This window comes from Telluribacter sp., from assembly GCF_035998675.1.
Lineage (GTDB): Bacteria > Bacteroidota > Bacteroidia > Cytophagales > Spirosomataceae > Telluribacter.
Window position 1 is genome coordinate 152,488 of the sequence record NZ_DASYHI010000022.1, and the last position, 12,478, is coordinate 164,965.

Consider the following 12,478-nt stretch of genomic DNA (forward strand, 5'->3'; position numbering starts at 1 on the left):
ATTTTGCCTCAATCAGTACGGGTGGGCGGTCAATAAAATTTGTATGTTGGCTTGCTATTAAAAAATTATTAAATTAGTTGCGGTTATTGTTAAGGTAGTAGTTGCAAGTTGTAGATGAATATGCGTATTTTTACGTGAACTTAGGTAATTGTACCCGTTATGTTTACCAAAAATTTACGATCGCTTTGCAAAAAACTATACACACATGGATATTTTAGTAGTTGAAGACAATGAATTGTTGCTGAAAGCAATTGAATTCAGGTTAAAAAAAGAAGGCTATAACATTACCACATCTACGGACGGTAAAGATGCACTCGAAAAAATCAGCAACTCCGTCCCCGATTTGATCATCACGGATATTATGATTCCCTTTTTTAACGGGCTGGAAATCGTAAGTACCGTCAGAAACAAGTTTTTATCCAAGATACCAATCATAGTCCTGAGCCGGGTTGGTTCCGAAAAAACGATCCTGGAAGCTTTCGAGTTGGGAGCCGATGATTTTATCACCAAACCATTCAGTCCCAACGAGTTATGCATGCGCATTAAAAAGCTCCTGATTCCCCAGTTAAGAGCTTACTGATTGGTCCGTTCATTACACTGTCTTCCTCTGAAAAGGCCAAAATAACTCCTCCGCCGGGGGTGAACACGTACTTTGTGTCACGCAAGTACCTTTTTAATTATCCCCTGAATTTCCACGTACCATCCGGAAGAACTGCGTCTGCCTGTCTACTTGAGGAATAACCAGTCCTGCGTACCATTTTTCTATTCACGAATACATTCTGTTTTGTATATTTGAGCAACTACCGCTGGCTTGGTCCGGGGTAGCCAGCCCGTACCACTCCTACTTTTAAGGTTGCCAACTGGCCCTTTCCGAAAAGTACCCGTACCTACTTTACCCGAATCTGTGCACCTTCATGAATCTTGAAAAGTTAAGATTTCCATTTTCTCCCGTGGCTTTAGTACACTTTGGGAGACTAGTCAGCCTGTGGGCTATCATTCTGTTACTATTGACTTTCCTCGAAATCGGGTACAGTACCTCTCTGTTCGGTTTACCTGATCCGTTTTTTTTGGTGCTGGGCAGGGCGGTGCTAAGTAGTTTGTTCTTTTTCCTGAAAAGCACCACCGTCCTTTTTATCCTGCATGGGCTATTCTCCCTGATTTCCCTTAAAGTGGCGCGCTCGGTATTTATCGGGGTAGCCTTGGTGCTGGTAGCCATGCAGCTGGGCCTGATGAAGTACTTCCTGACGGCACTGGCACCGCTCGGTTCCGATTTATTCATTTATTCCATGGATGATATTGTCCAGACAGCCGGGGCCGCCGGAGCGGTTTCGGTAGTTGGCATACTGGGCTTCCTGGTGGTGGGCGCGCTGGTGTGGGCGTTATTCAGGTACCTTACTTCATATATTCCCGCCAACCGCTGGGCGGTACTTGCCTTGCTGCTGGTCTCAGTAACCTTTACCGCGTCGGGCGTTGACAAGCTGGTACCTCCGCCGCAGTTTGGCAACGAGTATGTCAACTACCTGTCCTACAACAAGTCGCTTTACTTTTCTGATGCCTCCTATACCTACTTCATGGCGGACAGTAAGAGCGACGGTATTGATATATATTCAGACATGTACCTGGGGCTGGGTGAAACCATCAGCTCGGGCGATGATAAAATCATGACGGTGTCCTACATCGGGGCCAATGAGTTTCCTTTCCTGCACAAGGAAGAAACGCCCGATGTGCTGGGTCCTTTTTTCAGGAAATCCGACAAGCGGCCCAACATTGTACTCCTGATCGTAGAGGGGCTGGGCCGGGCCTTTACGGGCGAAGACCCTTACCTGGGCAGCTTTACGCCTTTCCTGGATTCGCTTTCCACCAAAAGTCTGGTTTGGGCCAATTTCCTGAGTGAAGGCGGACGTACCTTTGCGGTACTTCCTTCCATTCTGGGGTCGGCCCCCTTCGGCAAATCAGGCTTTAATGAACTGGGCGAGAAAATGCCGGGGCATTTTACGTTGATGAATATTCTGAAGAAAAATGGCTACAGTACCTCTTTCTACTACGGAGGCAACAGCAGCTTTGACCTCATGAGTACCTACCTCCGGAAAGGAGGTATTGGCCAGATTTACGATGAATCGTCGTTTGGAAGCGGCATTCCGAAAATTCCCGAGAACAACGGTTTCAGCTGGGGCTACGACGACCGGGAGCTTTTCAATCACTTTTTCCGGATAAATGCCACGCCCGATAGTTCAGCCAAGCTCCATGTAATCCTGACCGTATCCATGCACAACCCGTTTCTGTTGAATAATCAGGCGGTATATATGTCGAGGGTGGAGCAAAGAATGACCGAACTGGCCTTCTCGGAGGATCAGAAAAACAAAACCCGACCGTACAAACAGATGCTCTCGACGGTTTTATTTTCGGACGAAGCCATCCGTGATTTTTTCCAGACCTACCAGAAGCGCCCCGACTTTGCCAACACTATTTTTCTGATTACCGGCGACCATCGTATGCCAGAAATACCGATGACGACCAAGATCGACCGCTACCATGTACCGTTGATTGTTTACTCGCCCTTACTGAGCCGCAAGGCCTATTTCCGCTCTATTTCCACGCACTTTGATATTACGCCGACCCTGGTTTCTTATCTGGCCAATAACTACCCGGTGCAGCGGCCGGCCGTAACCAGCTGGCTGGGAACCGGTATTGATACCATTCGCCAGTTCAGGAACATACACTCCTACCCCATTATGATGACCAAAGCCGAAATGGTGGACTACATCATGGGCAACTACATGCTCAGCCGGAACGAGTTATACGATATTTCGGCTAATATGGACCTGAATCCGGTCAATGAGCAATCCAGGAAAAGCAGTCTTCAGAATTCATTTGAATTGTTCAAGCAGAAGAACAACCGGATTATCGGCGGTAGCCGCCTGGTACCTGACTCGGCTCTGGTGAAGTTTAGTCCGTAGTGGGGGTCCGGGTAGCTACCTGCTGGTGGTAGTCGTCCAGAATCCGGGCCATCATGGGCTGGTATACCTTCCAGAAGAACTCGTTCCGGTCAGAAAGAGTCGCAGAATGCATAAACAGAGGTACTACCTTGTCAATCCATTTGAAGGAAGCCGAATACAACTTGACGGGATTGTCGCTGTAGTCACCGGCGAAGTAGTAAAACTCGTAGTCGGCCCCTTTGTGCCTGAGAATAGCCGGAAAACGGGTAGGAATACCGTAGCGGGTCAACTCACTTTTGCCCTTACTATTGGGCTTGATTTCGTAGTCCGCTACCGACTGATTGAGCCGGGGATTGAATAACAGAATATCAAACCAGTACGAATAGGGGGAGCGGGCGGGTAAGCCGTAGTACTCACGCCCTAACTGGCTGGCGACCAGCTCCGGTATTTCTTCGGTGAGGTGGGTTCCGCTCTCCAGCACTACAATCTGATCGGTGTCTTTGACAAAAGCAATTCCTGACTTTTTAAAACTCCAGCGCCCCTGCTGCTTCACGTAGTTCCGGACCAGCCAGCGGGGTAGTTCGGTGTTGGTAGAGTCCAGGGAAGTGAAGTACCGGCCGATCCAGCCCGTCCAGTGCATCCCGAATTCCAGCTCAAAACGATTTCGTATTGTGGTGGAGGTGGGGGAATTGATGGCGTTAAACTCCAGCATAATCAGCTTCTTGTTCTTTTTCATAGTCCTGAGAAAAAAAACATCCTGCTCGCTCATACCACCATACAGTATACCCGACCGTTCCGACTGATTCTTGCCCTCGAACCATTCCTGCTTATAAATACCGTAGGTATCGGTGTAGTAGGTAAGGTCACTATCCTGACTGAGCTGCTCCAGTTGCTCATTCGAGAACCGTTCGAGCCCTTTTATCTTGTACAGCTGTTTATCCTGCGGAAAAAAACCGAAATAGTCGCCGATGGAATAAAGTTTCGATTTGGTTTTGGAGTAGCGGTGGTGGCGCAAAATCCAGGTGAGTGAACTATGTTCCTGGGCATCCGAAGTAAGTACGGTTTTGTCCACAATAGCGGCCACCAGCTTGCGTTTCGGTGTAAAAAACCACGCCAACCACAGCCAGATGGGTAATGAAAGCAGGAGGTAAAATACTAGTCTGACGGTAGAGATTTTCTTCATGAGGCGCTCCTTTAAAACCTGCGTTGGTACATAATACCGAAACTCAGCTGAGTACCACGGGCGCGATCAGGCTGCGCTTCATTGAACCAGGTACCTGTTAGTAGCAGTACGTTTACCTTGTTGATCCGGCTGCTGTACCACACATCTACCTTGCGCGAACTTAGCTGCTGTGGCCGGTCCAGCAGTATACTCCGGTTTTCGTCCGGCGATATTCCCGAGCCAATTGCCACCGACAGAAAATCATCGGCCGTGTCGAAGTAGTAGCGGGTAGTAAAGGTATAGCTGTGCGACAGGCTTTGGATACCGGGCACCAGGTAAGTACGCAGATTGAACCAGTAGTTGCTGAAATATTTACCAGCTGAGGCCGTGTAAATCCAGGTAGCACTTGAAAACCTGAGGTACCTTAAGCCCAGGTCGGCTTCGTAACTTTGGGGCAGGTTGGCGTAAAGCGAGTACCCCGCTCTAAACCGCGGAAAAATGGGCTCATTGCCCGAATAACCAACGTTAACATAGCTGTAAAAGCGGGGACTGATGCGCGGATAAGCTTCGGCTTCGACCTGAAGGCCACTCGAGCCAAACCGGTTGGCATAGTTAACCCGACCAATTACAATGCCCCGGTTGGTACGGTGTCCGTAGGCTATGTTGGCAATATGCCAGGGCGTTTCGTTCAGGGCCGAATTATAGTTTTTGTTGAAATAAAAGAAATCATAACTAAGGGTAATCTGATCCAGCGAGGCGAATGTTCTGATTTGCGTGGCCAGGGCCTTTGCTTCCGGGTTGTGCGGGTACCTTACCAGAATGTCATTAATCAGAATAAATGCCTCCGGATAATCCTTTACATCGTACAGGGCCTGCGCTTTCTTAAGCATATACTCCTCATCCTGCGGGTAGAATTCCAAAGCTTTGTTAATATAGGAAAGGGCGGCGGCGGGGTCGGTGGCCGCGTACTCCAGCTCAATGTATTGATTAAGGGCTTCGCGGTTTTGGGGGTTTCTCTTAAGTACTATATCCAGTTCTTCCCTGGCCTCTTCGCGCTTGTTGGTCAGCATGTACACCCGGCTCAGCAGTATACGCATAGGAGCATTGTCCGGTGTCTTTTGTAATGCCAACTGTACCAGTCGCAGGGCTTCGGGGTAGTCTTTTTGAACAAAAGTAGCCAACCGCGCCCGTCGAAACAGCTCGGCCGGGCTTAGCTCCGCCTGAGCCAGTACCCCACCAGCCACGGTAGTCAATAGAAAAAATAGAAAAACTAAAAAATGGCTTTTCACAAGTTGTGCGTGTTTATTAAACAGCGGAAAATCTTCAAAATTAAAAATAGTTACTTACTAAACATACGCTTTTGGACAATGCGGTACTTAAAAAAATTCAATTTTATAATTTCATTTTTGGCACGGTTTTTGCTTGACCCCTATTTAGTATCCTGATCCGAAAACATACAATCCTCCGCAGTAATACCTAGCAAATAATATGCCTTTTTTAGTTTAGAAGGCCACTTACAGCTGGTATAGCGAAAAAAATGAGGAGCAGGAGAGGTTTCCAGCCGGATAGAAATAAATAGTTGGGGTGATAAGGGTATATCTAAAAAAATGGCCGAATTTTAGTGCGTAGTTGGCTTTAAGCTTCTAGTCGTCAGTTCAAAGAGAAACAAATTGCGCTAAGGCACTAACCAGACGGCTAATTCTGAATAACTTAACTAGAAGTAGGGGTGTTTCTTAAAATAATTATAATTTTTATTTTCTAATCCGGGCTTAGTCAGCCCACCGGTACCTACTGCTTTACAACACCTCTGCCTTATTTTCCGCCTTACGAATTAATACTACCGAATGGTCTACTGGTTTACATACTTTGGGGGAGGTACCATAAAATTTCAATACTCTTTACTGATCTTTCTTATCCTCATTTTTTTGTGTGTTAGCCTGGCTTTTTTTATTCTTATTGTACTTAGTATTAAAAACCGGCGGATTCTGCAAAAAAGAGATGCTAATCTTAAATTAAACTGCGAGCAGATTTTTAACTCGGTTATGTTCGAGGAGGAGCTCTCTTCCGAGGCCCGGCGACTGATAGATAATTTCTTTGCCAATCCGGCCCGAAAACAGTTTTTGCTGACCGAGCTGGTTGATCTCAAAAAGCTTTTTTCCGGCGAAGTGGCGGACAAGCTCCGGGATTTCTACATCAATTCGGGTTTGGTGAATCACTCGATCAAAAAAATTAAAACCCGGGACAGAAAGACCATCCTCGTCGGGATTGAAGAACTGATGGAGATGAATATTACCTCAGCTATTCCGGCGCTGGACTCCCTGCTGACATCACCCGAAATTGACGAAGATATCAAGGGGCATGTGCACCTGGCTATTCTTAACCTGGACCCGGACCAGGGCTTCAGGTACATCAATGAGGCCAATAGCTACCTGACCGAGTGGCAGCAACTCACCATCATAGCGCTGCTGGACCGCAAAAATTATTTTGACGTACCGTACCTGGATAAGTGGCTGGATAAAAATGATTCGCTCATTATTTTTGGCTGCCGACTGATTCGTTTTACCAAGTCCCTGATTGAAATTCCGTTGCTAACCGAAATGGTGAGCACAAGCAAGCCCACTATAAAGGTGGAAGTTATAAAAACGCTGGGTGTACTTGAGGTGAATGATGTTACTCCCCTGCTCATAGAGATTTACCCCTACGAAAACGAAGAAGTCAAAGAGGCGATATTACTGGCACTCGGCCAGTTTACCGAACCGGCCGCGCTTTCTTTTCTGGTTGAATGTGCCATTCTTGATCCTTTCAAATATAAAATGCTGGCCGTACGGGCCATTGATAAAACCGAAGGTGGCGATGACGCCCTGAAACAACTGCTTTCCCTCCGGAATCCCGAGATTGATAAAATAATCAGACACGTAAGTGATCCCCGACTTTAATTATGGAGATAATCGTCTACCTGCTTTCCGAAATTTACACCAAGGGGCTGCTGCTCTACTGTATTACGGTACTGCTCATTACGCTCACGCTAGGTATTGTTTCGTTTAGGGCCCTGCGCAAGTACCTCAACGAAAACCGCCGCATTGACTATGCTGACGTGGTACTTTCCAACCTGACGCCGTCTATTTCGCTGGTGGCTCCGGCCTATAATGAGGGAAAAACCATCGTCGAAAATATCCGGTCGTTGTTGTCTATCCACTATGCCAACTACGAGGTAATCATTGTCAACGATGGAAGTAAGGACGACTCTCTCCAGCGAGCGATTGAGGCGTATCAGCTGGAGGTGGTGGACTTCGCGGTGAACGAGGAGTTGGTATCCAAGCCGATCTGGAACGTCTACAAATCGTCGCAGCCCGCCTACCGGAATCTGATAGTGGTGGACAAGGAAAACGGAGGCAAGGCCGACGCCTTGAATGCCGGCATAAACGTGTCATCCGGTCGTTACGTGGCCTGCATTGACGTTGACTGCGTACTGGTTCAGGATTCGCTCCTGAAAATGGTAAAGCCGTTCCTGGAAAGCAAAACCAAGGTTATTGCTACCGGGGGGGTAATCCGGATCGCCAACTCCTGTGAGATAGAACACGGCAATATTGTAAAAGTAAAAGTACCCGATTCATTTCTGGCCAGGGTGCAGGTACTTGAGTACCTGCGTTCCTTTTTGATGGCCCGGATGGCCTGGGGTAAGATAGACTACCTGCTGCTTATATCGGGGGCTTTCGGTATGTTTGACCGGGAAATAGTCATCAAGGTCGGCGGCTATAACACCAAAACCGTCGGGGAAGACCTGGAGCTGGTGGTACGCATGCGCCGGTACATGATTGACAATAAATTACCCCACAGCGTTAAGTTTATTCCGGACCCGCTCTGCTGGACCGAAGTCCCCGAAACCCGGACTATATTGAACCGCCAGCGCAACCGCTGGATGCGCGGTACCATTGAGACCCTGCTGATCCACCGCAAAATGTTCTTTAATCCGACCTACGGCAAGCTGGGCCTGCTGAGCTATCCGTACTGGTTCTTTTATGAGTTTATGGCGCCGCTCATTGAGTTTTTCGGGTTTCTAATCATGCTTGCCCTTACCGTACTGGGCCTGGTCGACTGGACCTACTTCCTCAGCCTCATGGGAATGGTTTACGCGTTTGTCATCATGTTTAACCTGTTTACGCTCCTGGCCGAGGAGTTTACCTACTTCCAGTACACGCGCTACCGCGACCTGTTCAAACTCATTGGAACCGCCTTACTGGAACCTTTCCTCTTCCATCCTTTTGTAGTACTATCGGCCATTGAGGGGAACCTTGACTTACTGGAAGGGAAGAAGAGCTGGGGTGAAATGACCCGGAAGGGATTCACCAAAAAAGAAGAGCAACCACTTACTACCACTCCTCAGGTTGCCGAATAAAAAAGAATCGCCCGATTGCAGTAATCGGGCGGCTCTTTTTTATTCAAGGTACCTACACCACTTGCGCTCTCTATTTTTCAAGTTCATTCCTCAGAATAACCAGCGACTTCTGGAAGATACTTTTAAGCCGGTTAAAATTAGCCAGGATGGTATCCTTTTCAATGGTGGCAATGGCCTGTTCCTCAATCAATTTGAGCAAGCCCTGCTCTTTTACACCCATCATCGAAAAAGAACTACTGAGGGTATGGGCTTTCTTCCGGATTAACTCATAATCACCCTCCACAACCGAATTTTCCAGTAAATCCATTTCGGGAGGAGTTTTGGTAATGTACAGTTCAATCATCTCTCTCTCAAACTCGGCTGAGCCTTCCGAAAAGTTTTTCAGGTAGCTCAGGTCAATTATGCTTTCCACCATGGTCGTCTCATCGTCGAACGAAGGCAGCGCTTTGCCAATGGCAGAAAACTGAGTGATCTTGTTATATAAATCCCTGGAAGAAAACGGTTTTGTCAGGAAATCATTCATACCCGATGAGTAAATATTATGGTCGTCCTCAAATACCCCGTGGGCCGTTAAGGCAATAATTGGTGTTTTGACGTTGAGTTGCTGGCGGATGTATTCGCTCGCCTCGAAACCATTCATTTCCGGAATCTGCAGGTCCATCAGAATCAGGTCATAGCTATTGCATTTTACTTTTTCAACCGCCGCTTTTCCGTTCTCGGCCAGGTCGGTAATAAACCCAAAGTTGGACAGCAGTTTCAGGGACACTTCCTGATTCAGCCGATTGTCCTCCACCAACAAAACCTTGATGGTTTGGTTGTCAATTAGTTTGGTAGTGGTTTCGGGAAGTACCTGCGTGGTTTTCTGAAAAGGAAGCGTAAATCCAAAAGAAATGCCTTCGCCGTCATTTTCCAGATGGACGGTTCCCCTTTTAAATTCAATACCAATCGACGCGGTATCCAGTTGACGGCTTTTTGTCTGGTACTTGAGGGCTATCTGCGAGTCGGTTTTGGCAAAGCGCTTCAGGACATCCTTTAATTCACTAATGGGAATAACAATGCCTGAATCGGCCAGGCTAAACTGGATGTAGCATTCGGTATCGGTCTCCTGTACCTTTTTTACGTGGAGTTTAACCTTACCTGACTTATTGTACTTTAAAGCATTATGGACCAATTTCAACAGAATCCTTTTCAAACTGGCGGGGTTACCGGTCAGGACGTTAGGTACTGATTCATGAATAGAATGTCCCAGTTCCAAACCTTTTTCGGCGGCTTTGTACCCTAATAAGGTGGTAACGCTCCGGATGAGCTTCCGGGTTTCAAAGGGGGTGTCTTCGTTTAAATTGGGCTGGGTGGCAATATGGAAAATGTCATTCATAACGCTGAGAAAGTTTTCAGATGGTGTGCGGGCAGTAACTGACGACTCAAACCACTCGGTATCCTGATTAACACTATTGGCCACAGCGTTGAACTTGTCAGAAGCGGGCTGTACCGAAGCAGCGCCACCCGGCCTGTTTACCGTCACCCGCTTAGGTGCACCACCAGGTTGACGCGTTACTTCGGTCGTAGGGCCCACCGCTGGTGCTCCCAACAGGGACTCGACCAGGCTGTTGGTATTCAACCAGGCAAACTGAGGGTTTTCGTTACCAATTACAGAAAGCAGATTGCTGTTATGGCTACTACCTGTAAACTCTTCCAAGGAGGCCATCCAGCCCCCCGGTTCATCGCCCGGGCCTTCATCCGTCGATTGAGGAAATGACTCTCCGGCCGGATAGTCTAAATCCTTCATGAAGTACGATATATCCCGAACAACCGCATAAATCTGGTCGGGTACCGTATCAGCAGTAGCAACCCATTTGAGTATTTTATAATCGCCGTTTTTTGTCTGGAAGCGATTGGTAAAGTGTACGGTTTTGGCTTCTCCCGATAGTTTTTCTATTTCGGTAAAGGTTAGTTCGACATCGTCAGGATGGGTAAATTCGTACACCCGGTGGTTCATCATCTCGGTGCTTTCCCAACCCAACTGCTGCGTAAAACCGGTATTCACTTCCCTGAAGGTACCGTCTAAACCAGCCACACATACCATGTCAACGGCTCGGGCAAAGAGCGCCTCGTACGTTTTTAAGATTTTTCTTTCCTTTCTGGCTACAATATGGCCCGCTACTTCCTGGGCTAATAGCTGTAGGGCCACCCGCTGATCGTCGGAAAGTTTATTGGGCTTCTGGTCCATTACAGCTAGGGTACCCAACACATTGCCCAGCGGGTCAACCACCGGACAGCCCGCGTAGAAACGAACGCCGGAGGTACCTGTCACCATGGGCAATTCCCGAAACCGCTCGTCCTGAGTAGTGTCTTCTACCTCAAATAGCCCGCTGCCACTAATGGTGTACTGGCAAAATGACTGGCTCCGGTTTGTATGAGAAAAGTCCAACCCCTGCTTTGACTTAAACCAGGACCTTTCCTCATCAACGAGTGAAATCAGCGAAACCGGAACTTTACAAAGTACCGAGGCTAATTGGGTAAGGCGGTCAAATTCCGGTTCAGCGGGAGTATCCAGAATTTTGTAGCTCTTCAGCGCTCTCAATCGCTGGAACTCATTAGCGGGTACAGGTAGCATAGGTGTTATAGTGTAGTGAAAGTAAAGGTAAACGGTACTATTTTTCAGTGTGTTAGTTCAAACAATCGTTTATTATGTGTGCAAATAATGTACCGAAAAAAGTACCAGCCTTTCTACCACATTCGCGGTAGAGTAGGTACTGTGGGGCGGGCGGCTTTGGCCCAGGTATAGGCAAACACCTGGTACCCCACAATCCGGATATTTGATTTCCCTTCAAACTGGGCGGCATTGAATTGCAGCACCATATCCGCATAGGCATCGTCAAAGGTGTAATTGTCCCCGGTTTCGCTGTAATAGTCAAACATCACGTCTGACTCAGCACTGAAAAGCAGGATTACATCCATGACTTTATTCTGTTTCTTAGCGGCTTTACCCAGGAACTCCAGTCGGTCCTGCATGTAACTCAACTGCGGTATAGACCGGTAAGCGTGTACCATAATACGGTCGAGCCAGTGAACCAGCGAGTCGGCCTGCTGCATTTCCTGGCCAGCCGGGTTGCGGAACCAACCGATATACGCCTCCGCTATCACGGGTTTTTCCAGGCCAGCCTGCGTACTGCGCATGGACTTCATGTGGCCCACAAAACAGTTAAAATCGCAATCGTCGCTGTTCCACCACTCATTTTCCAGGTTATAGACCGTAAAACGTTCGTTTTTATCAGTTCTGGAAGCATCGTACCGGGCGTTTTGAATAAAGTTTCTTCTCGACCCCCGCACCGCCGCTACCTGATCAATGCCGTAGACAGACCGGGTTTTCCTGATGAATCGGCCCAGCGATGAAAAACGCTCGTCGGCCATTACGGTGTTCAGGTCGTACAGGCTGATAGCGTTGAAGCCGTTTTCCACGCACCAAACCAGCAGCGAGTCCTCCTTCCGGGTATCCCCCAGTATTTCCAAAAAGTTGTTGATATACACGCCCCGGTAGGCCGGAGGAGGTATATGTTTCATAGCCTGGCAGGTAGAACTATACTCACCGCCCGGATTTACCGTAGGCATTTTCATTTGACAGTCGGTTAATACCAGTACCGTCAATGCAGTGATGATCAATGAAGAGCTTCTCATGGAGCAGGTAAGCTTTTAATTGAGCACGCCTCGCTGATTTGGAGCAAAGAACATGCCAATTTATGGTTGGAAAGTAAAAAAATACACAATTTTAGCCACAACTTAGTAAATGGCCAGCGGGCGGATTTTTACTAAATTTCTATTTAAAGTAACTCTATTTTGCCAAATTTGTAACAGGTCTTCCTCTTTTTATTCCGCATTATTACAGCCATAGCCCTGGGTGTGGGTCTAACTTATTCTTCCGACCTGCTCTACCTGCACCTTTGCAAATACTTCACTAACTTGCGGCCCAGCTCAAAAGCAGGACGC

General features: G+C 47.7%; 8 protein-coding genes. 4 read left to right on the forward strand and 4 right to left on the reverse strand.

Translation table 11 applies throughout. From position 1 onward, the window contains the following. The first annotated feature begins 205 nt into the window (after nt 1-205). Together VGN67_RS20065 and VGN67_RS20070 are read left to right on the forward strand one after the other, a co-directional pair. A complete protein-coding gene (locus tag VGN67_RS20065) occupies nt 206-580 on the forward strand; it encodes a response regulator transcription factor (protein WP_327488686.1) in 375 nt (124 codons plus the stop codon). 370 nt (nt 581-950) lie between these two features. After that, a complete protein-coding gene (locus tag VGN67_RS20070) occupies nt 951-2,957 on the forward strand; it encodes an LTA synthase family protein (RefSeq protein ID WP_327488688.1) in 2,007 nt (668 codons plus the stop codon). Here VGN67_RS20070 and VGN67_RS20075 read toward each other — a convergent pair. Together VGN67_RS20075 and VGN67_RS20080 are read right to left on the reverse strand one after the other, a co-directional pair. After that, nucleotides 2,947-4,119: a hypothetical protein gene (locus VGN67_RS20075; protein WP_327488689.1), complete on the reverse strand. Its 1,173-nt coding sequence runs from the start codon at nt 4,117-4,119 to the stop codon at nt 2,947-2,949. The two genes, VGN67_RS20070 and VGN67_RS20075, sit on opposite strands and share 11 nt — an antisense overlap. An 11-nt stretch (nt 4,120-4,130) precedes the next feature. Further along, nucleotides 4,131-5,387, reverse strand: a complete 1,257-nt coding sequence (locus tag VGN67_RS20080; protein ID WP_327488690.1) for a YaiO family outer membrane beta-barrel protein — start codon at nt 5,385-5,387, stop codon at nt 4,131-4,133. A 753-nt stretch (nt 5,388-6,140) separates the two neighbouring features. Between VGN67_RS20080 and VGN67_RS20085 the strand changes: the two genes are divergently transcribed. Beyond that, entirely contained in the window at nt 6,141-7,034 is an 894-nt protein-coding gene (locus VGN67_RS20085) for a HEAT repeat domain-containing protein (RefSeq protein WP_327488691.1), read from the forward strand. 2 nt (nt 7,035-7,036) lie between these two features. Then, complete coding sequence (locus tag VGN67_RS20090) at nt 7,037-8,494, forward strand: glycosyltransferase (protein WP_327488692.1); 1,458 nt, start codon at nt 7,037-7,039, stop codon at nt 8,492-8,494. A 70-nt stretch (nt 8,495-8,564) separates the two neighbouring features. Here the strand turns inward: VGN67_RS20090 and VGN67_RS20095 are convergent, their stop codons facing one another. Further along, entirely contained in the window at nt 8,565-11,108 is a 2,544-nt protein-coding gene (locus VGN67_RS20095) for a response regulator (protein WP_327488693.1), read from the reverse strand. Between the two features lie 113 nt (nt 11,109-11,221). Further along, the gene (locus tag VGN67_RS20100) at nt 11,222-12,169 is read right to left on the reverse strand and encodes a hypothetical protein (protein WP_327488694.1); all 948 of its coding nucleotides are present in this window, start codon (nt 12,167-12,169) and stop codon (nt 11,222-11,224) included. Nucleotides 12,170-12,478: the final 309 nt, after the last annotated feature.